The organism is Streptosporangium sp. NPDC023825 (assembly GCF_040639575.1).
Lineage (GTDB): Bacteria > Actinomycetota > Actinomycetes > Streptosporangiales > Streptosporangiaceae > Streptosporangium.
Map to the genome: position 1 here is coordinate 257074 of NZ_JBFAAE010000004.1, position 25713 is coordinate 282786.

Genomic DNA, 25713 nt, shown 5'->3' on the forward strand with positions numbered 1-25713 from the left:
AAACTAGTCGAAAACAGCACTGTTACGTTGCTCTGCCAACTGAGCTACCGAAGATTTCACCCCTCGGGCGGGACTCGAACCCGCGACCTACGGCTTAATAGGCGGAAGTATCTGTTCTCTTCACTTCGAGCGTCCTTTGAATCGGTTGTCCCAGAGAACTGGTGCGACGTTCCGGTGTTTTTCTTGGAAGGAAGTAACCGGCAGTGTCTTCACTTCTGGAACCTAAGCTTTTGCTGGCCCGCCCGACAACTGGTTAGACGGTCCGGTATTTTTCCCAAATTGAAGTAACCGGTTTGTCTGGCACTTCGAGCGGGCCTTGCAGAGATAAATCTATGGGTCGTCAACTCCGGATGCAAGCTGTGGGGCGACCACGCACAACCATAGTTGTCTCTTAACAACGCAGCTCTTGACATTCGTACGCTTGTGGGTATGGCAGGCGAGTACCACTTCACCTTTTATGCGCGGCGGCAGGTCAGCGAGACTTTGATCCGCAAGCGCGACGGCTCGCCGATCCCGATGGCCGGCTGGAGTGCGCGTATGCAGTGTCGTGACCGGCCTGGTGGGCGGCTGATGACCACCTTCAGCACCGAGGACGGCTCAATCGTCCTGGGGGAGAGCGACGGCACGGTCACGCTTGTGAAGTCGGATGAGGACACCGATTGGGTCGGCTGGCTGCACGGGGTCTATGAGCTCGTCATGATCAAGCCTGACGGTCAGGATCTTCCGCCGATTCTGCGTGGTACCTACTCGGTGGTTCCGGCGGTGACGCAGTGATTGAGACCGTCGAGATCGTCGCGCCGGAGAGCACCCAGATCATTGAGGTCTCTCGCACCGGACCTCAGGGCCCGCCTGGAATTGACGGCGGGAACTACACCCATACGCAGACGACTCCGGCTGTTATCTGGGATATCACCCACACCCTTGGCTACAAACCGAATGTCGTCGTCGAGGACATCGACGGCTACTCCGTAGACGCACTCATTTCCTGGCCAACCCTTAATACCGTTAGATGCGCCTTTGCTGCCACAATCCGTGGCAAGGCTTACCTCAGCTAGGAACTGTAGTGACTAAGAAAATGAACGCCGCCGGCGGCTACGATTTCTCGGCTTCCGAGCTGAAGAATATCGCGGCGGCCACGACCGGCACTTCGGCTGCGCAGTGGGCTCAGGTCCAAGACCTTGTCACCGCTCAGATGTCGAACCTGGATTACAAGGGTTCGGTCAGGGTCGCTTCTACGGCTAACGTGTCGATTACCTCGGCCCCGTCGACCCTTGACGGTGTGACGCTTTCTTCGGGAAACCGGATCCTGCTGAAAAACCAGGTCCTCGGTGCCGAAAACGGCATTTACACGTTTGCTGCCGCGTCTTCGCCATTGATTAGAGCCACGGACGCCAATGCCGATTCCGAAGTGACAGCCGGCATGTGGGTCACGGTGGAGGACGGCACGGCCAACCAGGACACCGCCTGGTGGCTGACGACGAACAATCCCATTGTCGTTGGCACCACGGCACTGGTTTTCTCTGCGTTCCCGCCTCCGGCGATGGCTTCGCTGAGCAAGTACACCACCACGGGCCCCAGCTCGACCGGCACCACCTGGACGGTTTCTCACAGCCTCGGCACTAAGGCGGTTGCCGTGTCGGTGTGGGAGGTGTCGACTGATGAGGAGATCGACGTGCATAAGGTTGCGACGGACACGAACACGATTACGCTCACCTCGGCAGCCTCCATGTCTTCCAATGCTTACCGGGTTGTCGTGATCGGCTAATGGCGAAAAAGCTGGGAGCTGCTGGCGGCTACAGCCTGTCAGGCAGCCAACTTATTGATGTGGGCAGTCCGTCGGACACTCATCACGCTGCTAATCAGGGCTATGTCGATTCAGCGGCTGCCAGTGCTGTAGCTGCGCATGAAGTTGAGGAAAACCCACATACGCAGTACGTGACTTACGATGATGCAGCCACGTTGTATGCGGAGATCGATCACACGCATACAGCGGCCGAAATCGGCGCTGAAACGCCGGCCGGAGCTCAAGCTAAAGCAGATGCCGGTGAGGCGGCTGCCAAGCTATGGGCTGATGGGAAACTCGCTGATGCTCAGGGGTATACCGATTACTGGTACGGGCAGGCTACCGACTACGCTGACGGTCTAGTAGCTGATGTCAATGGGTATACCGATTACAAGGTGGGCGAGCATGCGGGAGCGGTAGATCCGCATCCGCAGTATGTGACGGCTACTGAGGGGGACGCGGCGTACTCCGCGATCGGCCATAACCATAACTCTGCCTATGCGACAATCAGCCATAACCACGACTCCGCTTATGCCGCTCTAGCACACACACATGTCGGATCTTTCTCGCCGGTTTACTCCGTTACAGGAGCCGTTACTACCGGAGCCGGCACCTACCGCGTTTATAACGACACCGGCCGGACGTTGACGATTTCTTCAGTGCGGGCCTCAGTCGGTACCGCTCCTACGGGTGCGTCCTTGATCGTGGATGTCCACAAAAACGGCACGACGATTTTCACTACGCAGTCGGCCCGGCCGACGATCGCTGTTTCCACGAACACTTCCAAGTCGACGACTATGGATGTCACGACGTGGGCGGATGGTGATTACCTCACGGTAGATGTCGACCAGGTAGGTAGTACAGTTGCGGGGGCTAATCTGACGGTTCAAGTGGTGGCGGGATAGCCTATGCCCATTAACGCGGGAGCGGCTCCGGCAATCGTCTCCAACAACATAGCAACGAAAACCACTGCGAGCTTTACCCCTGCATCCTCTTCGCTTCTTGTGGCGTGTATCAGCCTGGAAGGCGCAAGGCTTATATCCATGTCCAATAGTGGCACCGCCCTAACCTGGACGCTTCGACAGGAAAAAACAAACGTCAGCGGCACGGAGGATGGGTACGCCTCCATCTTCACTGCTCCCGCGCCCTCGGGGGCATCCCTTACCGTTACGGCAACCCTTAATGCAGCAGAGGACGGGATTCTAAAGGTCTATTCATTTACTGGAGTAGACCTCGCTAACCCTGTTGGGCAGGGCGGAATCGGCTATAATGGCACCTTGCTCACCTACACGCCAACGCTGTATACGTCATCCGTTCCGAATTCAAGGGCGGTGGGTGTCGCCACCAACTATTCTGGCTCGTCGGTCACTATTGGTTCCGGCTATACCAGTCATCCCTATCAAATACCGTCGATTGTGTCGGGCGCAGCATTCTACGCCAACGCCGATACCCCATCGCCCGCCCCGGTCAGCGTAACTATGAGCGCCACCGCATCACGGTGGGCGTGGGCTGCCATTGAATTACTTCCACCAGTCGCTGCCGGTTTCACCGGTTGGGGTTTTCCGGTGAAGTAGCTGCGATCCGGGCCGGAATCTGGTATCACTCCTTTCATGACCTCCCCCGGATTCCGCCCTCCTGTACGAAACTACGTTTTCGGTGCCGTCCTCGTCGTCGGCGCCTTTGCTTGCCTGATCGTCGTCATCGTGAAGCTCTTCTTGGCTGAGGATCGACCGATCGCCTATTACAAGGACGTGCAGGTCATCGCTCAGCAGTTAGAAGGCACCGAGGTTGAGTGCGAGAGCCTGCTGCCGCTCCCGGCCGACCAGATCGGCATTGCCTCCCAGCGCACCCGGTGCGACCTGGCCGACGGCAGCACGGCAGTGATCAGCACCTTCCAGCTGCCTGGTCACGTGGATGAGGAGCTTGCTCCTTACCGGGCGCGGCAGGCGGATTTCTCGTCGCTGGCCGGCACCAACTGGGTCATCAACTTCCAGGAGACGTCGCTGCGGCTTGTGCCGATCTTTCAGGAGAGGCTCGGCGGCCAGCTCTACGAGTAGCCAGGCAGCAAGATGCCCCGGCCGAATTTCGGCCGGGGCTCTGTTGTCTTCAGGCTGCGATCGGCTCAGAGACAGCAGACGGGGCGGGCTGCTCCGGCATGACGAGCGCCTCGGGAATGAGCCCCTCCTTCTTGTAGCTGATCTTCTCGACCTTGTTGCCTTCGACGACGTGATTCCACATCTGGATGATCAGCCTCAGGTGCAGAGGTCCCTTGGCCAGTCGCAGCGATCCTCTGGTGACCTTGTGCGTCGCGGTGCGGCTGCGGATCGACCAGTCACGCAGCGTCCAGGCCGGGTGCCAGTCGTAGGGCATGTTCTGGCCGGAGCCGATGAGCTCCAGGAATTCATAGAGCTTCTCGGGGTCGTTTCCGGCCTGGGTGACGATGTAGCGGGAGGTGATGACTGATGAGGGCGTCAGGTACGACCGGCGGGCGACACTCAGCGAGTGCTCCAGGTAGTCCTGGAGTCCAGGGTGCTCGGCCGCGACCTGGAGCAGCCGGTTACTGGGGACTTCGATCTTGGCCCACTTGTACGGCTCTACTGGGATTCTCGCCTCGGCTGCGTTGCGCTCTCGACCGGGCCGTGTGGCCAGCCAGAACCACAGAAGCCGGGCAGCCTGGCTGAGCTGCGGAGCTGAGGGCAGGTCGTCAATGCCGAAATCGTCGGACGGGCTGCGTCGCTTGCCCTTGTCGACGAAGGCGAAGACGGCCGGGTCAGCGTTGTAGCAGATCATGAACGTGACCGGTTGCTGGTAGGGGTTGCGACGGTAGGCGTCCAGCAGCGCCAACAACCGGTGCTGACCGTCGTGAATGCCGCCGTCCGGCAGGATCGCGATGGCCTGGTGCGTAAGCCGCCACCAACCGTCGATCATCTCGTCACTGAACTTGCGGATGAGGCTCGGCGAGAGCCTGCGCTTGTTGAGCTGCTTGAGGTTGACGGTCCCCTCTGGTGTGACGAGTCGGGCTCTTTGGAGCAGTTCGGTTGCGAGCTTGAGGTCGACGACCGTTTCGACGAATTGCATCCGGCCGGCGGGCAGACCGGACGTCGGTGGCAGGAAGATCGCGGAGTTGTCGAGAGGGCGTGCAGGGGTGGAGATAGGCATAGTTGTCCCCTTGGAGCTGCTATGTGATCATCAAGCCGGTTCAGTCGCTATGGGCGGTATGTCCGGCGATGGTGAGGTGACGCTAGCAGGACTTTTGGTCAGTATGCAAAAGTCCAAAAGTGCAAAAGTCCCGGAAAGATGCTACGGTGCGGGGAGGGGGCTCCTCTGCCCTGTTGCCTGTCGATCGTGTACTGTGTGCCCTGCGAGACAGCCACATCATGCGGACGACGGACTGGAAACCCTGAGGCTGCTGGGAATTGGGTGCGGCTCTCTTGCGTGGGGAGACCCCGGCCAGCACTGCTGGCCGGGGTCTCGTGGTTTCCGGCCCGGTAAGCAGTGACTACTCCGTTGATCGCTGTCATCTCCGGACATGACTACGTCATCTTGGCTTGATTCGGCCATACGTACTTAGCGTTTTGGGTCAGTAAGATGTGATAGATGCGCTGAGCGGTCTCGGCCGAAACCGGCCTAGATGTCCGTTTCCGTATGGCGACATGTGCGGTCAGCCTCCGATCGAGCCCTTGAACTGTGCCTCGTCAGGCTGATCGCTGTGCCCGTGTGCAAAAAGTCCCTGAAAGTCGCGGCTTTCAGGGACTTTTTTGACACCAGAGTGGCTGATACACCATCATGGGAGCGTCACGGATACCAGTCACATCGGAGAAAACGATCATGACCGAGCCGTCCTCGTCTGAGGTGGTTGATGTCGATCCGATCACTATCGAGACAGCCACTACTCAGATCAACGTCTCTATCAAACGCCAGACGATAAGCGATTTCAGCGCCGATGTCATCGGTCTACTGCACGGTTACAGACACCTTATTACCTACCCCGTATTAACGGAAAAGGCCACCGATTCATTCACCATCAATACGGGTTCGCTGATGATCAGTGGAACGATCAGCAGTGAGGTGGTGAATGACTTTTCTTTCGCTCTGCTGGATATCCTCCGAGGATACCAAGCGTCTACGTCAAACCGCCCAACCAGGGAGGCAAGACAGGCTGTCGAAAATAGACCTGGTCGCGTACGCAGGAAGCGAACCAGGCCAGTAGGCGACCATGCGATAATGAGAGACCAGTTACGTCAAGGCATCAAAGACGGAGCAGTGCCGCCAGAGATAGCGCTTAAAATTAGGATCTCTGCACGTAGTAGCCAAGCGAAAGCCACACAGAAGGCTTATTGGCAGCTGGTGGACGCAGGAAAGATAGTCAAGGGAATTCCGCGCCCCCCGGAATTCGCCTCAAGCAAAATCCTCGATGACGAGTTTGCGGAGTTGCTAGGACTCAACTCTTCGGAGACTACAGTCTAAGGGGTATGCACAAAAGCAAGCAGGAGAACAGTGTCATCACAAGCTCTCGCCGAATTCTGCTCCCTCTACGAGGTGCCTCCGCTTGATGCGGAAAACCGGCTTATCACCTTCAAGCGCTGCCATGATCTGATCGATGAAGAGCGACACGAAGTCATCGACGCGCTCGAAAAATTCCAAGCCGCAGAATTCGACTCAGATAGCTGGTGGGCAGCAGCAGCCCACCTCGCCAAGGAGCTGGCGGACCTCAAGTACGTGAGCTACTACGCGGCCCATGTACTTGATTTGCCCATCCTGGACGATACGCCAGAAACCGGGTGGGATCTCACCGGTAAGACGACTCAGTACGCGCTCGACTCTCTGAATGCTTTGAGTAGGTCTGTACCCGGCGGTATACGGGAAGACTTCCGGCTATTCATGCTTCAAGGCGACCTCACCAACTTGGTCTTCGCGGTCGACGCCGTAGCTGCCGAGATGGGCATTCCGGTCCATAGGGTCTTCGAAGCCGTACATCGGTCGAATATGGACAAACGGTGGGAAGACGGAGAGATCCACCGTCGGAAGGACGGAAAGATCAAGAAGCCGCCTGGTTGGGTGGGGCCGGAGGCAGAGATTGAGCAGATTCTGCGGGAATCGATGACAGCTTCGCCGGCAATGCCGTAGCCTAGCTGTCGTTGCCATCCGAGCCCGGGGTTCGGCGGGTAGCACTGGGACCGCCCGGTCTCATTGCCGGGCGTCACCTTCGATATCAGGGCCCATTTTATTGAAGGTTCCAGTGTAAGCTGGCCGCAGTAATCCGGGCGGTCCCGTAGTCCCCGCTCCGGCGGGGATGCACCATGGCCGTGTCTTGCAGGAAATAGTTGGCCCCGCTTCTGCGGGGATGGTTCGAAGACACAGGTAGTTGCAGAGCTTGGCCCCGCAGAAGCGGGGATGCGCCATCGTAGGCGGGTATAGCTGTGTTTTCCCCACGTGCGTGGGGGTGCACCGACAACTAACACAGTTGGTCTGCCTTCCCCGCTTCGGCGGGGGTGAACCGGAGTCATGGATCGCTGTTTCTCGGTCCAAGGCGTCGGACCCGCACACGCGGGTGTAGCTCCCCACGTATGTGGGGCGAGGGTCACAACGTAAGTAAGAAGAGCACCTCCTGCGCAGGAAACAGGAGGTGCTCTTTTTGCGTTCCTGGGCTTAATAACATCGACTGTCGTTTAGGTACCTTCTATACAGGGAAGTCTGTATAGAAGCGGCGGTTTTGGTGAAATTTTTGGCCCCAGTGGACCAGCTGGCGGGAGTTGATCTGTCGATCACTAACCCGGCTATCTGGGGACCGATGGTTGCCTCCATCGCTGCGGCGTTTATTTTTGAAATCATCGTCAGTGGTAGAGCCTACAAGAGGCTCCAGGACGAAAATATTCGACTGAGAGCCATCATCGAAAACGTGATCCCGCTTGGGACTGCTGCGATTGATAGAAATTCTGACGCTCTTCGTGATGTGCTCGACGTCCTCGAACCCCCAAACGCGCGAACGAGGAGTCGTCGTAACTGATGCAGATTCAGACATACCCAATCACGGAAGAGAATGACTTTCGAGACGTTGTAGGCGCGATGCTGGACGCTGTTAGCCGTAGTGCTGCGTTGGCGGGCCGAGCCAGGGCTATGAGTCTGGCTGCGCAGCGCTATGAGCGGATCAATAAAGAGCTCCGCATCACGAATCTCCGATGACCCACATCGACGTCTGTGTGTACCGGGACGGTGTTCACTATCCCGGCCGGTACTGCACATGTGACGAATATGAGGACGAGACTGGGATCAAGTACCCGGTCGGCTGGACCGTACAGCAAGAAAACTGACATTAGCGGCCATAATGGGATTTAACCTAGTTAAATTTCGAAAGGCCGCTAATGCCCATCACTATCGATGAGCCGGATCTCCAAAAGGATTGGGTCGCTCAGCGGCCCGGCAGTGGTTGCCCGGATCCTTATGACCCGACCCCCGGCAATGTCATTCCAGCCTCCGCTATGCCTGTTGAGGCCACGCAGCAAGCGGCCGGAATTGACCCTGTCGCGTGGAAGCGTCTGGTCGTGCCCGCTCTGGAGCTTACTTTTTCGGCGCCTCCTGGTGGCGATATTCCAGCGGCTTATAGCCACCAGCTGACTATTACCGGCGCTACCGCTCCGGTTACCTGGTCTGTCGCCTCTGGCACTCTGCCGACCGGTATCACGCTGAGTTCCGCCGGCCTACTGGCCGGTACCCCGACTGTGGCCGGCACCTACAACTTCGTCGTCAAGGCCACCGATGCGCAGCGGCGTACCGCTACCAAATCGGTTTCTCTGGTCGTCGTCCCCTAAGGATCGAAAATGCCTCAACCTATTACCTCTGATGAGGGTGACGCTCACCTGGCCTGGGATTCCCAGGACGGTGTCAGTATGCCGACCCCGTATAACACCGGCACTTTGAACGCTGTGACCCTTTCGCAGATGCCTATTGCTGCGGAGATGGCGAAGCTTGGTGTCGATGTCAGCGACGAGGCGAAAATGAGGGCTTACTACTCTCGCGTCGCTATCCCCGCTTAACAATGTCCCCACTCGTCTGTGCCCCCTTCCGGACGAGTGGGGAACCAATTTGGAGCATTGATGCCTCGCCCCCGAAGGCCTAACCGGCGATCGGTACCCAGCCAAAATTCCGGCCGAGCCCGAGCGACCCCTTACGACGCCGAGCTCCTTGGTGGTGGCCGTCAGAGCAGCGGCAGCGCCTACGATGACGTCGTCCTCGGCGGCTCTGATGGCCGGCCCGGCTATGACACCCCCCTGGAGCGTCAGTACCGGCGCCAGTACCGTCACCTTGCGCCTGGTGCTGACCGGACCCTCATTCCGACCAGGGGCGAGCGACTGCGGGTCGAGCTCCAACGTGACCGCGCTCTGCCCTGGGGCAATGACGCCAACCTTGTTCCGCATTCGACGCTGGACCAGACCAGCGATCCGAATCGCCCCCGGACAGTGGCCATGGGCTATAACCACCAGGCGCGTGAGTTGAGGATCAAATTCCGCGACGGCGCGAGGTACGTTTACTACGGTGTTCCGCCGGATGTCTGGGAGGAAATTCTCGGCGCCGATTCGGTGGGCAAGTACATGAATGATCACATCGTGCATTCGTACATGTACGATCAGGAGACCTTCAACCGGCGTTAATACTCTTTGGCCGGTTCTTATTAGGCTGACGCTGTGCCGCAACTACATGAAATCGGGCGGCGATTCTATGTTCAGTTTCTCCGACTGAACCAAGACGCACCTTTGTGGGAATTCGCCCCGACCCGAGAGACCGAAGACCCTTATCGACACGGCCGGGGGATCATCTTGCGCCTCTGGCCGAGTACCCGCGCCGTCGTCATTGGCCGCTGGATTGGTCAGATCGATGACCCTGCGCTGGCCGAGCTCATAGCTCTACAGCAGGTCATGGAGACACCGCGCCGGACTGAGGATCCGTACTGGTGTCGCACCTGCGGCCGGACACTCCAGTGTGACTGCCCGCCGGCCGACGATGGTGTCTGTCCGATCTGCGAGCTGTCCTGGGCCGAGTGCGAGTGTCTGGCGAAGGCCGAGTCGCGCTACTACGAGAGGAAGGCCGGGCTGTGAGCTGGCTGGCCAGATTTCGGCCGAAGACCGAATCGCCGGACACCCTGTGGGTCAAGTCTCGGGTGCGGCACGAGCGCTTGTCGACGGCGGATCTGTTCCCGGCGATCGAAGCTCTGCTGGGGGACGCCTGGCGGTCGTTCGACGCGGCTCAGGGGCAGCCGGACGCGGCGAGTGTGGGTGAGTTCGGCCGGCGCCTGGCGACGCTCTACGGAGCCGCTGAGGCGTTGGAGGATCGGTTCCGAACACGTAGTTGATACACGGTGCGTGAGTGGTGCCTGGCGGGTCTGAGAGTGGTGGGTATGGAGTTTCAGATCCCCGATGATCCCGACCACCGGCTGTACGACGTTGCAGAGGCCGCCGCGTTCCTGCGCATGGACAAGGATTGGCTCTACGATCTTTGCCAGGCCAAGAAGATCAGCCATCTCAAGCGCGGCCGGCGAACGTTCTTCTTTCACTACCATCTCGTCGACTACCTCAAGCGGGGTGAGGTGCTGGCCGAGGTATGACGAAGCCCCGGCCGAAATTCGGTCGGGGCTCATGATGTCGGGCTAGTTGATGAGGCTGCTGGCCGAGCCGACCTTGAACCTCCGATACCCGCCGAGGCTGATCGCCTGCTTGCCGACGATCTCTGAAATCGGGATCAGGTAGATGGTGAGGTCGCCGTCCAAGATGAAGAACAGGTCGACGTCCTCGGCACTGTAGGCGACCCGGACACCCTCCCGGCCGCCTGGCGCTACGACCACTTGGCCAGACGACGCCATGCAGGTCTTGATCTGGACGCGCTGGACCTTGCCGCGCATGTCGACCAGAAGGTCATAGGCACGGGCTTCAAGGGGGAGTGACGGATGGTAGCCGCGAAGGGTGAACCACGCGGAGGCGATCGTCGTTGCCGCCTCCCGGAGGCGTTCTAGGCCGACCTCTCCAACTGGCTGGGGCTGCTGGGCGGTTTCAAGATGATCAAGGTTTAGGTTGAGCCGAGCGGCGCCGACGGTGACGGCTTTCCGGTTGGCGCTGGTGTTCCTCACTCCCAGCGTCACGGTCACTTCTGTCCAACTGGTTCCTTCGGTGACCGCCTTGGTGATCTTGTCGTCACTCCAGCGCCGGTTTCCGCTGAAGTGGGTGCTCGTCAGTTGTAGTGTCTCGGCCCGGTTCTTGATCGCCTGAATGGTTGCACCTCCTCCGGAGGAGGTGCGGTAGCCGAGCTTTCGGGCAACCTCGCGCCAGGACGTGGAGTCGGCAACGGCGACCTTGAGGTCATCGTCGGTCCACCGTGGCACCTTAGCGGTCAGCGGTTTCGCGGGTGGCTCAGGTCTGATGGGGACAACGACCGACTTTCGATCCCCAGCGGGACGCGGGACGTACCTGAAGTGACTGGTGTCCAGTTGGAGCTCTTCGGCTCGGGCTTTCATGATCTTTCGGGACTCGTTCGCCGTGGGTGCGTAGCCGAGAAGCCTCGCGACGGAGCTCCAGTTGTCGGAGTCGCTGATCGCGCTGGCTAGGTCTTCGTCACTCCATCTCATGGCGTCGTGTCGGGTGTGTTTATTCAGCGTTGGCACGATGCTGACAATAGCAAAGGGTCCGAGTACTTGATCAGTACTCGGACCCTTTGTCCTGTCGGGGTAACCGGATTCGAACCGATGACCTCCTGACCCCCAGTCAGGCGCCCTACCAAGCTGGGCCATACCCCGTGGTGCAGAGAAACAATATCACGGGCGACGGGCTCCTCCGTGCCAACGCTGATCGGTAGGAGGAGCCCGTCGGGTTCGACTCTACCGGCTAGGCGGCGAAGTCGATGCCGAGCTCGTCGAGCTCGGCGACGACGTCGGCGTTCGGTCCGGCGCGGAAGATCACGTAGTGCTTGAGGAGAACTTCCTTGGTGTGGCCGAGACGCTCGGCAACGCGCATGCCGGACCACTTGAGCTTCATCAGCAGCATGAGGGCGTGGGTGTGGCGCAGGGATCCGGCCTTGATCGGGTGCTCGATGCCGCTGGCCTCCAGGGCTCGGTTGAAGATGTCGGTCCAGGTTTCGGGACTGAGGTACTCGGTGGTCTCCATCTCCGGGGTGTCCTCGTCGTGCACGGTGGCGGCCTTGGGGTTCTTACGCTGGCGGACGGCGGCGGCGTGCTCGGCCTGCGCGTCATTGAGCTTCTCTTCCAACGCCTTGACCTTGTTCTGGGCGTTGGTCAGTCGGGTCTGCCAGAACGTCTTGGACTCTGACTTCGCCTTCAGGAGGTTGGCGAGGTTCTTGACGACGACTTCACGAGCCGCTTCCAAGGAGGAGTTGATCTTGTCGACCTTCTCTTGGGCGATCTCGACCGCGTGCGTGCGCCGGTATGCCTTGCGCTCGGCGCTGTAGCGGGTGAAGACGTAGGTACACCATGGTCCCCGGCAGCCGCCGTAGGCGTAGGCGTTGACTTCTCCGTGCTTGTAGACGATGCCGGAGGTGGTCGGCTTCATCTCGATCTTTGCGCACTCGGCCTGGAGTTCGTCGACCGAGCGCAGGGGGGCGACTCGTGGCAGCCGTGGTGCGATCAGCCGGGCGGGGAACAACAGATCGTTGGGGCCGAGCTCGTAGCGGGTGATGTAGTCGCTGATCATCTTCAGGACCGAGTCGCCGAGGTCGATACGGCGTGACTTCTTGGTCTTGGTCCGGGGGAGTTCGAGCAACCGGTGAGCGATCTTGTTGCGCCTGCGGTTGACACGGATGACGACTCGGGCGATTGTCAGGCGCTTGCCGTCGAAGTCGAAGTCGGAGACGCGGAAGGCGCGCATCTCCTCGGGGCGGGCTCCGGTGGCGACCTGGAGCTTGGCGTAGGTCTGGGCGGGGACGTTGGGCAGGTGCGGGATGAACTCGTTGACCAGGCTGACGTCCCAGGCGAACTTGTCTTCGACGACGAAGTCTGGAACGTACAGCCCTCTGGCCGGATTTTCGGCGCAGTAGCCGGTGCGGCTGGCAAGTCCGAACATGGCGGAAAGTACGGCGCGAACTTTCTGAAGGGACGGCGGGTTGACGGGGCCGCCTTCTCTTTCGCTTCGAGTTTCCAGCCGGTTCAGAAAGTTCTGGCACATCTCGGGTGTCACCTCGGAAACTTTGAACTTTCCGAGGTAGGGGACGATGTAGAGCCGGAGCCAAGTTTCGTAGCCGTCCATGGTGTTGATCTCCCGGCGGTGCTTGCTGAGGAAGATTTTCGCGAAGGACAGGACCTTCGTGTTGGCGCGCTCGGCGGGGTCGATGACGAAGTCCAGGCTGAGGTTCTTCTCGGCCGCTGTGGCAGCCTTGATCGCTTCGTCGTGGGTGTCGTAGGTGCCGGCTGAGAGGGCGACGGGCTTGAGGACGGTGACGGTGATCGTGGTGCCGTCGGGCTGGCGCTTGTGCTGGGTGGTCACCTTGTGCTCGCCGGTCTCGTAGTAGCCGGTGTGGCGTTCTTTCCCGGCTTTCGTGCTGCGCTTCTGGACGTAGGGCATGGGGGACTCCTGCGTGGGTTTGTGCCGATTTCCAAGATCGACGGTGATAGTCGCTGGGATAGTCACACCCCACTACACGGGGCTCCAGTAGACACCACTGTCAACCACTCAAACTGCCGTTGAGCTGGGCTTATTTGCCACGTTATCAACTGTCTTAGGCAGTCTAGTGAGACTGGGGGTCAAGGGGTCGCAGGTTCAAATCCTGTCGTCCCGACCAGGTTTTAGCTGGTCGGCAAGGGTGTCACCCGAAAGGGAGGCACCCTTTCTTCGTTCTGGGTGACTAACTGAGTAACTACGGCTCCCGTCACGTGAAGATCCGATCCATCGCCTCCGCCCCGCCGAGCAGGACCGGGCGGATCTGCTTGCGGTAGACCGCCTCCGTCACGGCGGTCCCGCTGTGGCCGACGAGTCGCGCGATGTCCTCCAGGGGTACGCCGGAGTCGGACAGCAGCGAGACGAAGCTGTGCCGCATCTCCCGAGGCGTCCAGTCCTTCGCGGGCAGCCCTGCGTCTTTCACGATCTTCCGGAACGCCCGCCGTACGTTGTGGGAGTCCAGGGGAGTGCCGACGAGGGAGGCGAAGACGAGATCGTTCTCCGTCCACCTCGCACCCGCCGTCTCCCGCTCCTTGGCCTGTTGGGTCCGGTGCTCCCGGAGGGCTTCGACGCAGCGACGAGGGAGCGCGAGAGATCTCCGTGACTTCCGGGTCTTGGTGTCGCCGCCCTCCCGCACGGAGCGCCACACGGCGATCCACGGGGGAGTGTCGGTGCCCGGCTTGCCGTCGAGATCCACCTCCGACCAGATGAGCGCCCGCAACTCTTCCGTCCGGGCACCGATGAGGAGGGAGAGCACGACGTAGGCGTACATCCGGGTGTCGCTCGCGGCCTTGAGGATGGCTTCCGCCTGGTCGAGGGTGAGTGCCTTGGACGGCCGTCCTTCCTTTCCCTCGGGGACCTCGCAGAGGCCCACCACGTTGCGCTTCACCTTGTCGCGGGACTGGGCGAACCTCACCGCCCGGTTCAGGCACGAGTGGAGGAGGCGGACCGTTCGAGCGCTGAGTGTCCTGGCCTTCCCTATGAGCCACCGGTCCACGTCCTCCGCGCTCAACTCCCGCAGCTTCCGGGCGCCCAGGCCGGGGATGATGTGCTTGTCGCAGAGGGTCCGGTAGTTGGCCACGGTGTTCGGGTCGCGTCCGTGTAAGCCGTAGGTGAGCCAGCCCGTCACGGCGTCGGCGACGGTGTAGTTGGCCGGGCCGCTCGCCAGCCCGTCGTCGTAGTCGCGGATGATCTCTTTGAGCTTGGCCTTGGCTTCGGTCTTGGTCTTGCCGCTGGCCTTCTTGACGATGCGCTTTCCGGCCGGGGTGTAGCCGACGGTCACCGAGGCGATCCAGCGTTCGCGGGTCTCGTCCCAGTGCAGGCCGCCGTCTCCCCGGCTGCGTCGTGTGGTCATGATGCCCTCGCTTCCTGTTCGAGTAGTGCCACGTAGTCGGAGATGGCCGAGGCCGGGATCAGCCGAGTCCGGCCCTGGGTGACCGAGCGCAGACGCCCGGAGCGGATCTGTTCGTAGATCACGCTGCGGCTCATGCTGAGCAGGTACATGGCTTCGCTGACGCGATACAGCCGCCGGTCGGCGGACGGGTGGGGTGCGGTCAACCGTCCTCCCGTTTCGCCGCGATGGCGCGGGCCTGGGAGACGCGGTGCCGGATGTGTTCGGCCATGATCGCCTCACCGGGGGTGTAGCCCATTCCGGCGAAGCGCCAGTGACCGAGGACGAGCGTGCTCTCATCGGCCAGTGCGGGAAGGCCGTGCCGTTCGCGTGCTTCGGCCGCCCGGTGTTTCGCTCTGTCCTGTCGGAGACGGTATCGGGCACACCGTTGTTGGCCATCTACGACAGGCACGCATGCCGCGCGTCGTACAGCCGCACCTTACGCACCCCCGCCGCCATGAGCTTGTACGCCTCCCGGCGCAGCTTGTCGGTCTTCCACGGCCGTCCCAGCTCGTCGACCAGGACGTAGCCGCTGCTCTCGTAGCCTTCCCCGGCTTTCAGCTTCTCCTGAGCCTGTAGGGCGCGGAAGGCGCGCAACGCACGGCTGACCGGGGCCGGGGCGGGAAGCGTCCTCTCGCCGGCGTCCGACTTGGCTCCCTTCTCTACGGCCTTGTTGCGTTCCCCTCTCTCGAGAGAGCGGTCATAGGCGATCGTCCGCGTATTGCCGATTGCGATCGTGCCCGCCCCGTCGAGATCCACGTCATCCCAGCGCAGCCCGCACACCTTCGCGGGCCGGTCCGCGATCAAGGCGAGCAGCATGACCGCGAACATGCGGTTGCCCTTGATAGCTTCGATGAACGCCTTGACCTCAGGCGCAGACCACGGCGTGTGCCGCATCTCGGCTGCCTTGTTCTCGATCTCGCGCGAGATCGTGACATGCTCGGCGACATTGCGCACCACAATCTGGCGGCGAACGGCGAGCTGATGTACCCCGGCGCGGTTCAGGATCCTAAGGGTGCTCTAGATGGGCTGAAGGAAAGACCGTCAAGATCACCGTGAAGACCGAGTTTCAGGATGAACGGTTTCGGGAGGCACTTCGCGAGGCGAGCAAGCGCGCCGATGGCGGGATCTATAGCACGGCCGGGCGACAGTACATGGCCGACGGCGGTATTCGAGCAGCGGCGGCCGGTCCGCTGCTGATGGCCTCGGGTGGTATCCGCTCGCTGGGGTCGAACCCTGCGGCAATGATCGCTAGCTCCCCGTACATGATCTCCGGACGCGCCGGCCCTGACGTCGTGTTCGGCGAGGCGGGGATGGAGGCGTACATTCCGTTGTCCTCCGGGAAACGTGCCCGCGGCTTGCGGATTCTGCAGGAAGCCGCGGGGATCATGGGGATGGCTGTGGTTTCGGAGAAGATCCGCGCCAACACCGCAGGGGCAGCCGCAGGCGCCAGCGGAGGTTCGGTCTCCGGCGGCAGTGGCGCTGCGTCGGTGACGGTGACCGGTATCGACGCGTTGCACTCCGCTTTGACCACCACGGCGCTGGACCTGACTCATGTTCGCCGCGAGGGCGTCGATGCACCTCGGTAACCGCGGCTGACATCGGCCCCGAGCAGAGATGCGCTCGGGGCCTTTTTCCCTTTCCTTTTTTTGGGGGGTCCGACATTCCTGCTTTAGCTGCGGACGATTGACCAGGTGCCGTTTGCCTTGATCGACGCATACCGGGTGCCCGGAGGCAGCGACATGGTGCCGGCATAGGTTCCGACCTTGTTCACCAGCAGGTTGCGGGTTGGGCCGTCCACGTCCAGTGTCCACACTGCGAAGTGGCCGTCGCCGCTGTGACGGATCTTCAGACGGTGCAGGCCGCGGCTGTTGCTGCTCAACCGAAGGACGTCATCTCCGGTGCCGCGGCTGGTGATCGACCAAGAGCGCGCCTTCGTCAGGGGCAGTACCTGCAGGGTCCAAGTGCCGTCGGCTGTGATGCTGAACGCGGCGGTCTTGTCGGATGAGCTGGTATTGAACGCCGTTGTTCCCTTGTGGTCGCCAACCACGTTGGCCAGAAGGTCCTCTTCGGTTCCGGACGGTTTGAGTGTCCACACCGCGAAGTGGCCTTCGCCGTTGTGACTGATCTTCACGATGCCTGGTTTCGTCGTTGCTCGGATCCGCAGGACCTGATCACCTTCTCCGCGGTAGGTCGTCGCAACCGACGTCTGCGCGGTTGCTGCGGCCTGGGCGGGTGGTGCGAGTAGAGCGGTGGACGCCAGCGCAGTGAGGGCAGCGAGAATGCGAAGAGAGCGCATACGGAGGCTCCAGGGGCAGAGGAGATGGGCGGGAGAAGACGCCGCCCCATGCGTCCCGGTTGCCCAGTTCTGTTGACCAGGTTGGGCCTCCAGGTCTTCCCGCTGGTCAAGCCTCCGCAGGCTCCCTTGCCAGGTTCGAGGACGCCGGGCCGGCATCGTCCGCACTGTTCTCCAGGTCGCCGAAGGAAACCGCCGATGAGCACTGCTAGGACCTGGACGGTCGTCACCACCTTCGTCGCAGCTGTCGGCGTGCTCGACTGACCCGCCGCGAAGGAAGCCGCCGTGCCCGCCGCGGGCATGAAGGAGATCGAGACCTGCCGGTATGACGTCCCACCTTTGTCGAGGAGACGCCTGTGATCCATGCCAGCCTGATCGTCATCTACACCGATCAACTCGACGCCTGCCACGCCTTCTACACCGGGCTCGGCCTCACCTTCACCAAGGAGCAGCACGGCACCGGCTCCGAACACTATGCCGCCGCCCTCGGCGACACCGTGTTCGAGCTCTACCCCGCCAGTAGTCGCCGCCCTGCAACCGGAAGTCTGCGCCTCGGACTCACCATTCCGGCTGGGGCCACCGCTCAGGCTCTTGCGCCTGGCCAGCACATCCTCGCCGACCCAGACGGCCGCGTCGTTGACCTGTACATCACTCAGGAGAGGCCGATGTCCTTACCTGACGGGCAAGATCTGTAATCGATCACGCGTCACCCCTCCCTTCGGGGAGGGCTTCGTCGGGCCCTGGCGCTCCAACAGAACACCATTCACCGGCCAACCAGCAGACACCCTCGACCGTCCCCACGTATCCGCCTACCACGCCAGGAGCACTCCGCATGAGAATCACCAGCCTTGCCGTCACCATCGTGGCCATCGCCGCTCTCACCGGGTGCGGAGCGGGAGCAGACACCGCGGCGCCCGTCGTGACCGTCACCGCGCCGGCACCCGCGGAGAAGAGCCCGAAGCCGATCGAGCAGGACGACAAGGAATCCGCCCCCGCCGAGGAGAAGGAAGAGGCTGCGGAGAAGAAGACGCTGCCGGACGTCGTCGGCATGAACCTGCAGGAAGGTCAGGACACCATGCAGGCCGCCGGGTTCTACGTCCTGAACGACAAGGATGCGACCGGGCAGAACCGCTTCCAGGTGTCCGACCGCAACTGGGTCGTGACCAAGCAGACGCCAGCCGCCGGGCGGAAGGTGGCGGTGGACACGCTGATCACCTTGTATGCGAAGAAGATCGGAGAGTAGACGAGCGCCGCCGTTCGCCCCTGCCCTTCGGGGTGGAGGCGTCGTCGCGTCCGAGCCCGATTCGGGTTCTGGGCAACCACTCCCCTTCCACTGGCGTCTTACAAGGTGAGGCCCGTCAGCGTGCGGCTGACCGGGTCGGCTTCTCCTCCGGGGTGGCCGCCTCCAGCGGGGGGCGGTCGCTCGGAACCGGCTGCGAACGATCAGCGGCCGGGGCCAGCATGGCTGCGTGGATTCTGAGTTGAGCGCCCTCATCTCTGCCCGGACTCGCCTCGACGCCGACGCGGCCTGAGCGCCACTGGCGTGGGCGGCAGGCGACACCCGGAAGAATCCGATCATCATGAACCCGGAGGGGGAGACAGAGCTTCCTTAATCATGGAATGCGACGTTCCCCATACAAAAGCGAATACAAATGTCCAAATGTGGACATTTTGCAACCTGACATCATCGGCAGCCGTCTCACCATTGTCCTGCACCCCACCCTTGCGAGGGCTTGTGTTCAGACGTTTGCTTTCCGTCGCCCTGTTCGGCTCAGTGCTCATCGCCCCGACCGTCGCCGCTCTACCCGCGTCCGCAGCAACTGCCGGCTCGTGGACCATGTACCAACCCCACGGCACGATCGCCTCTGATGGCGGCGACGCCATCACCTACTTCAGCAATCTGGCCACCCCAAGCAATGGGCTGATCACCCGCACACTCCTGCTGCTCCAGCCCTACTACAACGGCAGGGTCGCCGAGACGGTCGACATCCGTCGCGTCCGAGATGCGGTGTAAAAGGGAACGAGCGTAGGTTGCCGTGCTGAACCGACCAAAGTTCGCACTACGCAAGGACCTACGCTCGTGGCACGCACACTACCTCCCGTTCAGGCCATCCGCGCCGAGATCGACGCCCTGTTCACCACCGACCGCGACCTGGTCGAGATCCTCGAAGATGTCGCCCGCCTGGGTGCCCGCCTGATCATCCAGACCGCCGTCGAGGCCGAGGTGGACGCCTTCCTCGGCCGCACCCGCTACCAGCGCACCGCCTCGCTCTCCGCTGCCGACGGCGAGCAGGCCGTACGGCCCGGCCACCGCAACGGCCACTGCCCCACCACCATCAAGACCACCACCGGTCCGGTCACCATCGCCCGCCCGAAGCTGCGCAACACCACCGAGGCGTTCGCCTCCCGCCTGTTCGGCACCGGCGTGACCCGCACCAACGCGCTGGAGACGCTGGTCATCGCCTCCTTCGTGCGCGGACTGTCGGTCCGCGACGTCGAAGGCGCCCTGGCCGATGCGCTCGGCCCGGAGGCGGCGCTGTCCAAATCGACGGTCTCGACCATCTGCCAGGCCATCGTCGCCGAGTACGACACCTGGTGCCGCCGCGACCTGTCGGCGGTCGAACTGGACTATCTGTTCTGCGACGCCAGCCACTTCAAGATGCACGACGGGCAGCGCGCCGAGCCGGTGCTGGCCGCCTGGGGCATCACCACCGACGGCAAGCCCGTCTTCGTGGGCCTGGCCCCGGCCGCCGCCGAGTCGACCGACGCCTGGCACGACTTCCTGACCGGCCTGGCCGAACGCGGCCTGCGCCCGCCGCTACTGGTCATCTCCGACGGCGCACCCGGCCTCATCACCGCCGCCGAGCAGGTCTTCCCGGCCTCCCTGCGCCAGCGCTGCGTCATTCACAAATGCCGCAACGTCCTGTCGAAGGTCAGCGCCGGCGACCAGACCACCGTCAAGGCCGCCTTCTGGACCATCTTCGACACCTCTGAGCTGGGCGAGGACATCGAGCCTGGACAAGACCTGGTGGCCTGCATCCAGGCGCGCATCGACGCCTTCGCCAAGGACTGGGGCCGTTCCTATCCGGCCGCGGTCAAGAGCCTGCTCGCCGACCGCGCCTCGCTGACGACCTACCTGCGCTTCCCCCTCGAGCACCACAAGCGCATCCGCCACTCCAACTTCATCGAGCGCACCTTCGGCGAGACCCGCCGCCGGGTCAAGGTCATCGGCCGCTTCCCCGGCGAGACCAGCTGTGTCTCCCTGGTCTGGGCGGTGCTGGACCGCGCCTCCCGCGGCTGGCGCGGTTTCACCATGACCTCCAAGGGCCTGCGCATCCTGCAGGACCTGCGCCGAGCCCTGCTCGCCCCGCCCAGCCGACTCCGCCCGACAAACACCCCGGCCACCGACTCGACGCCCGAAACGGCAGCCGCCTAAGATCAGCCCGCGGCACCTACCTCGTCGAGCCTTTTACACCGCTCCGAGGACGCGACCTCACGGCGCAGGCCGTTCTTCAACCACCTTGAGGAGAGCCCCGGATTCCACACAGGCGGGCAAATTCGACGATGTTGAAGTTCGAGTTCGCATGCGCGAGAACCTGTGTGGTCACCCACATGACGTTGACCTCCATACAGCGGGCTTCCTCGGGAGTGAGCTGCTCGCTGCTCTTGTTCGAGTCGAACTCGCGCTGGTGTCCGGCGCGGTCGAGCCGGTAAGGGGCGTCGCTCCAGTCGTGGTTTGCGATCTCCGCCGCATGCTCGCGGGCAAGACGGCTCAAGGCCATGGTCCCTCCTAAAGGACGGGGCGGCTTGGTTGACCATCCGAATAGGTCACCGCCCTATGTGGCTGAACCGCGCCGGGACACACCAGAGTCTCCACACAAACCGGCGCGGTTCACGATCCAGGGCGCCGTAGAGGATGCCAGCGCCAAGGCGTACCCGCTCCTCGGACAGGCTCCCGCACTGCTCTGATCACTCCGTAACCGTGGAGCGGCCCTTGGGGCAGGGTCAGCAGGATCAGGTAGCTCTGCTCGCGTAGCGCCATGCCTGATATATATCGTCATTCGTACTATCGGTTTAAGAGCAACTTCTACCTGTCAGGGCTAGGACCCGTGCGACAGATCCGGCTCGGGAGGCGGGTGACACTCCGGCTGGATGATCTGTTGCTCTCCGATGCCTATTGAATCGGAAATTTGTAGTCCGGTCCTTGCCATTCGGATGGGAGCTCTTCGATCTGCAGGTCCGAGAAGATCAGGGTTAGGTCGTGAGCGTTGGTCTGGATCCGGACTTCATGGAAGTCGATGCCGATGGCTGCAGCCCAGTCCCGCGCGGTCGGCGAGTCAGCGACGAGCGTGGCCCCGGGATAAAGCAACTGCCAGTTGACGCCCCAGACGTATCCTTCGAGGTCGACGCCGGTTTCGTAGGTGATCAACCGGTCATCGAGGGACTCGCGCCACGTGTCGGTTCGCACGGTTGTGGTGCACTCGGCCTGAACGCAGTAGCGGAACAAGTAGCGCAACGTCGCCGGTGCGATCCCGCTTCGCGGGTCGGCGGTCGCGTGAATCACGAGCTGGTAGTCACGCATGTACTCCGTGAAGCCATGGCGCAGCAGAGCCTGGTCAAAGACATCGTCCAAAGCGTGTTGCAGCTTCACCGGGTCCATGAACGCAGTTCTACCCGACCGGTGCGATCTTCTGTTAACGCTGGGGCTTGCGGACTTTGAACCGGGCGATGGGCTTGGTGGTGGTGCGGGCGACCTCGGCGATGACCTGGCCGGCGCAGGTGATGCGGAAGGTGGCGTCGGCTGCTTCGACGGTCACGGTCGCTGCGGCGTGGCCGATGCCGACGCCGAGGCGCTGTCCAGCGACGGCGATCCAACCGCGGCTGCTAAGACCGTGTCTCATTCGGCGAGTCTGCGGTAGCAGATGAGAGCCGCTGCGAGAAGCGACGAAGGAAGCGAAGTGATCGGCCCGGCGTTCGTAGGGCCGGTTCGGTCGGTGATGATATGGATCTTCGCCCCCTTCTTGCCTTGATCTACAGGATTCGGACCTCTCAGATCCGCCCTTTCACGGGGCGCACGCTGACCGAGTCGTTCGCACACCGCGCGAGCCGAGCTCGTCCAGCAGATCCGGTACAGCTTGGCCCACACCCGCGCGCCGCTCCACTCTGTGAAGCGGCGGTGCACGGTCTGCCAGGAGGCCCCAAGGACCGGCGGGAGCTGCCGCCAGGTGCAGCCGGTGGTGCCACGAACACGATCGCCGCCAGAATCAGGCGGCCATCCGCTCGCCGCCGGCCGCCTCCCTGGGGCCGTGTCGCGACGGGGGACCACCTGCTGGAACAACTCCCACAGTTCATCAGGAACCAGCCGGCATGAGAACGTCGTCACAACCGGTCTAATGACTGATCACAAACGAGACACGGTTTGAACCAGTGGACCGTCACCGCCATACCGACCCTTGTTCTTCGACCTTTCCGATCTCGGTGTTCGGTCATGGTGAGAGACACCGGCCGGACCCTCGCTGATGCCGGGGCCGGCACGGCCCGCCGCTTCGTGCGGGTCGGTCGGCCCTCGGCGTAGGCTCACGGGCGCGCCGTCGAGCGATGGCGAACCCGAGAGGAAGACACCGTCCGTGCATGACTACGACGACCCGACCTGGGGGCCGCTTCCCGTCCGCCCGGCGGCACTGCGCTGGCTGCTGCTTCTCCCCCTGACCCTGGTGTTCCTGCCGCTGTGGTGGGTGGTGTGGGTCGTCCTCGCGATCTGCTTCCACTGCGTAGCGCCGGTGGCCCAGCTGATCGTCGACATGGTGCCGCGTGCCGAGAACGGCGCGATACGAATGCTGGACGCCACATTGGGCCGGATACCGTTCGTCCCGCTCTGGTGCGTGACCCCGGTGGCGCTGGTGCGGGAGGGCGACACGGCGTACTACCAAGCGCGCGTGGACCGGCGCATCGAGAAGCAGACCCGACGCGTGGAGACCTCCCAGCACCGTCGCGAGTACCACCGTGACCTGGAACTCGGCGCACACTACTTCCGGGGCGTTGGCGCCGGTTACGCCCTGCGCGTCGCCTCGGAGCAGGGCTGGAACCTTCACCCGGTGCTGCGCTCGCACCCCCGGCGTCGGCTTCGGCTGCGTCACAACGGCCGGCCACGGCTGGACCTCAGGGCAGGATGACCTGCCCGCCTTCACCGATCGGCTCTTCGAGCTGGTGAAGTATCGGTGCAGTATTTCCGCCGAGACGGTGACCGTCGACCGCCGTCGTGGCCACGACGGCGTCCAAGCGGCCGGCCTGGAGCATGTCGAGGCGGGCCGCGTCCCGCCGCGACCTCAGCTGCGCGCGCGGATCAGCATGACCAGCCCGGCAATGAACGACCCGAGCAGGACCGGCGACAGGATCGCGAGGCCGCCCCACACGACGATGCCGAGATAGCCGAGCGCGGACGAACTGTGCGTCGAGTCGGCATCAGCGGCCGCGAACAGCCCTAGTCCGAGGACGACACCGACCACCGTGATCGCGATCGGCGTCCACAGGAGCACGTGGGCCCACACACGGTACCTCCGACTGTAGACCCGCCGGGCCGGCCGCACGTTCGGCTCTGGGGGATAGTCGGCGAGTTCGCTCATGCCGCATTTGTACCAGCTCGCGTGGGCCCCCCGCAGGGTCGGCCGTGACGTGTAGAGGTTCGGCGTGTGGCGATCCAGACAGCAAGGAGGAGAAGGTGTTCACGCGGGAGGACATCCGCGACCTTCTCGACAACCGCCACCCCGGCGAGGAGACCGCCGACATCCTGACGAAGCACGTGCACACGGGGGGCGGCGAGCACCCCGTGGTGCAGGACACCCTCCGCCGGCGCACGATTCCCGGGCCGGCCCTTCGCTGAAAATCCTGTTCACGCGGCCTCCGCGGTCCGAATCCACCGTCCGCGCCTCCCGCCGCCGCATCACGGGCGCGCCGCCTGCCCGTCAGTCCTTCCTGCTGTCCCAGGGGTCGCCGATCCAACCGTCGAAGGAGGGGATCAGGGCCACGAGGGCGGCTCCGAGCCGCCAGTCCAGCTCCGGTGCGTACAGACGCAGCGTGTCCCCGGACGACTTGAACTCAAGCGGGACCTGTCCACCGGAGCGCCACTTGATGCGGCGTGGGCCGCGCGGGAAGTCGCCGCCGCCGCTGAACAGGGCGGCCACGAGGATGAGCGGCAGCAGGGGCGAGCAGAGCCACCACACGCACCACCAGAACAGCCGGCCCTTGTATCCCACCGCGTCGGGGCTGCCGGCGCGGCTCACCGTCCAGCGTGTGCGCAGTCCCTGGCTGAACGCCTTGTCGCGCGTGAACATACCCAGCGGTTCGCCGTGCGGGCCGAGCACCTTGAACTGCGCCCGCCCGCTGCCCGTGGAGACGGTGACCAGGGTGGCGACCCGCGTCTGGCGATGCTCGTCCGCCCACAGGACGAAGGAGCGGGCTCCGCTCTTCCGGGCCGCGAGGTAGGCGGATATGCCGTTGGGCAGCACCTCGCGTTCCACATAAGCGACCGGCCGCGAAGTTCCCGTCCCGTCGGAGAAGCTGATCCGGCAGTCGAGCTGCCCGCCAGGGGCGGTCCTCAGTCGCCGCAGTGCTTGCAAGGTCAGAGTGCTGGTCACCTGAAGGGCTCCTTCGCGCGGTTTGTGTCGAACGGTCGGCACGAAGGTACGCGTGCGCGGCCCCCGTTGTTCCCTTGATGAGGGTTTGATCCCCCGTTTGCTGTCTGGTTCGAGCACCGCTGGGTGGTGGAACAGACCTTCCTCCTGGCTGACCGGCACCCGCCGATTACGCCGCCGCTACGAACACCGTGCCGATCACTTCGCTTCCTTCATCGCTTCTCACAGCGGCTCTCATCTGCTACCGCAGACTCGCCAAATGAGACACGGTCTAACCCGCCGCTGCACCCGCATCGGTTCGGTGGCCGGTTGGGGTGCGGGCCCGGCGGGGCGGGCATCACGCAGCCGGGCCGCCTGATCGTCGGTGAGCGGGTTGGGCAGGCTGCGCAGCAGCGTGGCCCCGTCACTCAGGTGCAACACGGCGCCCTCCAGACGGATAGTCAGTCGGCGTCCGGCGAAGGGCGAGCCGACCGGGTATTACCGGCCGCCGAGGGGGACCGAACCGGAGGCGTTCACGGTCCGCTCCACCTCGACCGCCCCGCTAGCGCCGGCGGGTCGGGATGGGCACCGTGCAGGATTTGGCGGCACGGGTTCACGGTCTGCGGCTCGCCGATGACGTCATCGCTGGAAGCGACTTGATCCGGCCCGTCTTCCGTGAGCTTGACGCGGCGGTACGGCTCTACCGGTGTGGCACGCACACCGAGGAGGCAGGCCGGGCGCTGCTGGTCAACATCGGCGAACTGGCACAGATCGTCGGATGGATCGCCAGCGACGCGGGCCGGCACGACCAAGCCGCCCAGACCTACCAACTGGGTATCAGCGCCGCCCGCGAAGCCGGAGACGGCTCCCTGGAGGCCAACCTCATCGGCTCCCTGGCCTACCAGATCGCCAACGTCGGCGACGCGCAGGAAAGCGTGGCACTGACCCGCGCCGCACTGGATGCGGCCGGACGGCACGCCTCA

34 protein-coding genes, 1 tRNA gene and 1 pseudogene are annotated in these 25713 nt (G+C 63.0%); 21 read left to right on the forward strand and 15 right to left on the reverse strand.

All coding sequences use genetic code 11. The annotated features are described in order from the left end of the window. Positions 1-429 precede the first annotated feature (429 nt). The 6 genes from AB0G15_RS05970 to AB0G15_RS05995 are packed head-to-tail and all read left to right on the forward strand — an operon-like array spanning position 430 to position 3840. The gene (locus AB0G15_RS05970; RefSeq protein WP_362835793.1) at positions 430-774 is read left to right on the forward strand and encodes a hypothetical protein; all 345 of its coding nucleotides are present in this window, start codon (positions 430-432) and stop codon (positions 772-774) included. After that, a complete protein-coding gene (locus AB0G15_RS05975; RefSeq protein ID WP_362835795.1) occupies positions 771-1055 on the forward strand; it encodes a hypothetical protein in 285 nt (94 codons plus the stop codon). The genes AB0G15_RS05970 and AB0G15_RS05975 overlap by 4 nt, the downstream gene beginning before the upstream one ends. Positions 1056-1063: 8 nt before the next feature. Further along, on the forward strand, positions 1064-1765 hold the full coding sequence (locus AB0G15_RS05980; protein WP_362835798.1) for a hypothetical protein: 702 nt from the start codon (positions 1064-1066) through the stop codon (positions 1763-1765). Next, positions 1765-2688, forward strand: a complete 924-nt coding sequence (locus tag AB0G15_RS05985; protein ID WP_362835800.1) for a hypothetical protein — start codon at positions 1765-1767, stop codon at positions 2686-2688. The genes AB0G15_RS05980 and AB0G15_RS05985 overlap by 1 nt, the downstream gene beginning before the upstream one ends. A 3-nt stretch (positions 2689-2691) precedes the next feature. After that, a complete protein-coding gene (locus tag AB0G15_RS05990) occupies positions 2692-3357 on the forward strand; it encodes a hypothetical protein (protein WP_362835802.1) in 666 nt (221 codons plus the stop codon). Between the two features lie 36 nt (positions 3358-3393). Then, positions 3394-3840, forward strand: coding sequence for a hypothetical protein (locus AB0G15_RS05995; RefSeq protein ID WP_362835804.1), 447 nt, complete (start codon positions 3394-3396; stop codon positions 3838-3840). 49 nt (positions 3841-3889) lie between these two features. Here the strand turns inward: AB0G15_RS05995 and AB0G15_RS06000 are convergent, their stop codons facing one another. Beyond that, positions 3890-4942, reverse strand: a complete 1053-nt coding sequence (locus AB0G15_RS06000; protein ID WP_362835806.1) for a hypothetical protein — start codon at positions 4940-4942, stop codon at positions 3890-3892. Between the two features lie 669 nt (positions 4943-5611). On the opposite strand from AB0G15_RS06000, the gene AB0G15_RS06005 reads away from it, so the two are divergent. The 7 genes from AB0G15_RS06005 to AB0G15_RS06035 all read left to right on the forward strand — a co-directional run bounded on the left by AB0G15_RS06005 (position 5612) and on the right by AB0G15_RS06035 (position 10382). Beyond that, on the forward strand, positions 5612-6250 hold the full coding sequence (locus AB0G15_RS06005) for a hypothetical protein (protein ID WP_362835808.1): 639 nt from the start codon (positions 5612-5614) through the stop codon (positions 6248-6250). Between the two features lie 30 nt (positions 6251-6280). Beyond that, positions 6281-6910, forward strand: a complete 630-nt coding sequence (locus AB0G15_RS06010) for a hypothetical protein (RefSeq protein ID WP_362835810.1) — start codon at positions 6281-6283, stop codon at positions 6908-6910. A 607-nt stretch (positions 6911-7517) separates the two neighbouring features. After that, the gene (locus AB0G15_RS06015; RefSeq protein ID WP_362835812.1) at positions 7518-7790 is read left to right on the forward strand and encodes a hypothetical protein; all 273 of its coding nucleotides are present in this window, start codon (positions 7518-7520) and stop codon (positions 7788-7790) included. A 355-nt stretch (positions 7791-8145) separates the two neighbouring features. Next, positions 8146-8592, forward strand: a complete 447-nt coding sequence (locus AB0G15_RS06020; RefSeq protein WP_362835814.1) for an Ig domain-containing protein — start codon at positions 8146-8148, stop codon at positions 8590-8592. A gap of 285 nt (positions 8593-8877) precedes the next feature. Next, positions 8878-9432 carry a KTSC domain-containing protein gene (locus tag AB0G15_RS06025; protein WP_362835816.1) on the forward strand — a complete coding sequence of 185 codons (555 nt, stop codon included), beginning with the start codon at positions 8878-8880 and terminating at the stop codon, positions 9430-9432. Positions 9433-9872: 440 nt separating this feature from the next. Next, positions 9873-10130, forward strand: a complete 258-nt coding sequence (locus tag AB0G15_RS06030; RefSeq protein ID WP_362835818.1) for a hypothetical protein — start codon at positions 9873-9875, stop codon at positions 10128-10130. Between the two features lie 45 nt (positions 10131-10175). Continuing rightward, entirely contained in the window at positions 10176-10382 is a 207-nt protein-coding gene (locus AB0G15_RS06035) for a helix-turn-helix domain-containing protein (RefSeq protein WP_362835820.1), read from the forward strand. 42 nt (positions 10383-10424) lie between these two features. Here the strand turns inward: AB0G15_RS06035 and AB0G15_RS06040 are convergent, their stop codons facing one another. From AB0G15_RS06040 to AB0G15_RS06065, 6 genes are all read right to left on the reverse strand, one after another. After that, positions 10425-11432 carry a group I intron-associated PD-(D/E)XK endonuclease gene (locus AB0G15_RS06040; protein WP_362835822.1) on the reverse strand — a complete coding sequence of 336 codons (1008 nt, stop codon included), beginning with the start codon at positions 11430-11432 and terminating at the stop codon, positions 10425-10427. 58 nt (positions 11433-11490) lie between these two features. Next, a tRNA-Pro gene (locus AB0G15_RS06045) sits at positions 11491-11564 on the reverse strand. 88 nt (positions 11565-11652) lie between these two features. Further along, positions 11653-13341, reverse strand: coding sequence for a site-specific integrase (locus AB0G15_RS06050; protein ID WP_362835825.1), 1689 nt, complete (start codon positions 13339-13341; stop codon positions 11653-11655). 304 nt (positions 13342-13645) lie between these two features. Then, positions 13646-14788, reverse strand: coding sequence for a site-specific integrase (locus AB0G15_RS06055; protein WP_362835827.1), 1143 nt, complete (start codon positions 14786-14788; stop codon positions 13646-13648). Beyond that, the gene (locus tag AB0G15_RS06060) at positions 14785-14991 is read right to left on the reverse strand and encodes a helix-turn-helix domain-containing protein (protein ID WP_362835829.1); all 207 of its coding nucleotides are present in this window, start codon (positions 14989-14991) and stop codon (positions 14785-14787) included. Before AB0G15_RS06060 ends, AB0G15_RS06055 begins: the two co-directional genes overlap by 4 nt. 232 nt (positions 14992-15223) lie before the next feature. After that, positions 15224-15781 carry a hypothetical protein gene (locus AB0G15_RS06065; protein ID WP_362835831.1) on the reverse strand — a complete coding sequence of 186 codons (558 nt, stop codon included), beginning with the start codon at positions 15779-15781 and terminating at the stop codon, positions 15224-15226. Positions 15782-15879: 98 nt separating this feature from the next. Between AB0G15_RS06065 and AB0G15_RS06070 the strand changes: the two genes are divergently transcribed. Then, the gene (locus AB0G15_RS06070; RefSeq protein ID WP_362835833.1) at positions 15880-16413 is read left to right on the forward strand and encodes a hypothetical protein; all 534 of its coding nucleotides are present in this window, start codon (positions 15880-15882) and stop codon (positions 16411-16413) included. Positions 16414-16496: 83 nt separating this feature from the next. Here AB0G15_RS06070 and AB0G15_RS06075 read toward each other — a convergent pair whose 3' ends face one another. Beyond that, a complete protein-coding gene (locus AB0G15_RS06075; protein ID WP_362835835.1) occupies positions 16497-17123 on the reverse strand; it encodes a hypothetical protein in 627 nt (208 codons plus the stop codon). A 353-nt stretch (positions 17124-17476) separates the two neighbouring features. On the opposite strand from AB0G15_RS06075, the gene AB0G15_RS06080 reads away from it, so the two are divergent. The 4 genes from AB0G15_RS06080 to AB0G15_RS06095 all read left to right on the forward strand — a co-directional run bounded on the left by AB0G15_RS06080 (position 17477) and on the right by AB0G15_RS06095 (position 20556). Beyond that, positions 17477-17815 (forward strand): glyoxalase/bleomycin resistance/dioxygenase family protein, encoded by a 339-nt coding sequence (locus AB0G15_RS06080; protein WP_362835837.1) that lies wholly within the window; start codon positions 17477-17479, stop codon positions 17813-17815. 137 nt (positions 17816-17952) lie between these two features. Then, positions 17953-18363: a PASTA domain-containing protein gene (locus AB0G15_RS06085; RefSeq protein ID WP_362835839.1), complete on the forward strand. Its 411-nt coding sequence runs from the start codon at positions 17953-17955 to the stop codon at positions 18361-18363. A 504-nt stretch (positions 18364-18867) separates the two neighbouring features. After that, positions 18868-19134: a hypothetical protein gene (locus AB0G15_RS06090; protein ID WP_362835841.1), complete on the forward strand. Its 267-nt coding sequence runs from the start codon at positions 18868-18870 to the stop codon at positions 19132-19134. 66 nt (positions 19135-19200) lie between these two features. After that, positions 19201-20556, forward strand: coding sequence for an IS256 family transposase (locus tag AB0G15_RS06095; RefSeq protein WP_362835843.1), 1356 nt, complete (start codon positions 19201-19203; stop codon positions 20554-20556). A gap of 76 nt (positions 20557-20632) precedes the next feature. On the opposite strand, the gene AB0G15_RS06100 is transcribed toward AB0G15_RS06095, so the two are convergent. The 4 genes from AB0G15_RS06100 to AB0G15_RS06115 form a co-directional block, all read right to left on the reverse strand. Beyond that, complete coding sequence (locus tag AB0G15_RS06100; protein WP_362835845.1) at positions 20633-20902, reverse strand: hypothetical protein; 270 nt, start codon at positions 20900-20902, stop codon at positions 20633-20635. Between the two features lie 392 nt (positions 20903-21294). Further along, positions 21295-21780 (reverse strand): hypothetical protein, encoded by a 486-nt coding sequence (locus tag AB0G15_RS06105; protein WP_362835847.1) that lies wholly within the window; start codon positions 21778-21780, stop codon positions 21295-21297. Between the two features lie 34 nt (positions 21781-21814). Beyond that, positions 21815-22021 carry a hypothetical protein gene (locus AB0G15_RS06110; protein ID WP_362835849.1) on the reverse strand — a complete coding sequence of 69 codons (207 nt, stop codon included), beginning with the start codon at positions 22019-22021 and terminating at the stop codon, positions 21815-21817. Next, positions 22018-22503 carry a transposase gene (locus AB0G15_RS06115; protein ID WP_362835851.1) on the reverse strand — a complete coding sequence of 162 codons (486 nt, stop codon included), beginning with the start codon at positions 22501-22503 and terminating at the stop codon, positions 22018-22020. Before AB0G15_RS06115 ends, AB0G15_RS06110 begins: the two co-directional genes overlap by 4 nt. A 244-nt stretch (positions 22504-22747) precedes the next feature. Here AB0G15_RS06115 and AB0G15_RS06120 point away from each other — a divergent pair, with 244 nt between their 5' ends. Then, entirely contained in the window at positions 22748-23293 is a 546-nt protein-coding gene (locus AB0G15_RS06120; protein ID WP_362835853.1) for a hypothetical protein, read from the forward strand. Between the two features lie 153 nt (positions 23294-23446). On the opposite strand, the gene AB0G15_RS06125 is transcribed toward AB0G15_RS06120, so the two are convergent. Further along, the gene (locus tag AB0G15_RS06125; protein ID WP_362835855.1) at positions 23447-23743 is read right to left on the reverse strand and encodes a hypothetical protein; all 297 of its coding nucleotides are present in this window, start codon (positions 23741-23743) and stop codon (positions 23447-23449) included. Between the two features lie 95 nt (positions 23744-23838). Here AB0G15_RS06125 and AB0G15_RS06130 point away from each other — a divergent pair, with 95 nt between their 5' ends. After that, on the forward strand, positions 23839-24000 hold the full coding sequence (locus tag AB0G15_RS06130; RefSeq protein WP_362835857.1) for a hypothetical protein: 162 nt from the start codon (positions 23839-23841) through the stop codon (positions 23998-24000). An 82-nt stretch (positions 24001-24082) separates the two neighbouring features. Here AB0G15_RS06130 and AB0G15_RS06135 read toward each other — a convergent pair whose 3' ends face one another. Then, entirely contained in the window at positions 24083-24754 is a 672-nt protein-coding gene (locus AB0G15_RS06135) for a hypothetical protein (protein ID WP_362835859.1), read from the reverse strand. Between the two features lie 114 nt (positions 24755-24868). Here AB0G15_RS06135 and AB0G15_RS06140 point away from each other — a divergent pair. After that, positions 24869-25014: pseudogene (locus AB0G15_RS06140) on the forward strand (transposase); the annotation flags it as partial. Positions 25015-25263: 249 nt separating this feature from the next. Here AB0G15_RS06140 and AB0G15_RS06145 read toward each other — a convergent pair. Next, the gene (locus tag AB0G15_RS06145; protein ID WP_362835861.1) at positions 25264-25707 is read right to left on the reverse strand and encodes a hypothetical protein; all 444 of its coding nucleotides are present in this window, start codon (positions 25705-25707) and stop codon (positions 25264-25266) included. Between the last annotated feature and the right edge of the window lie 6 nt (positions 25708-25713).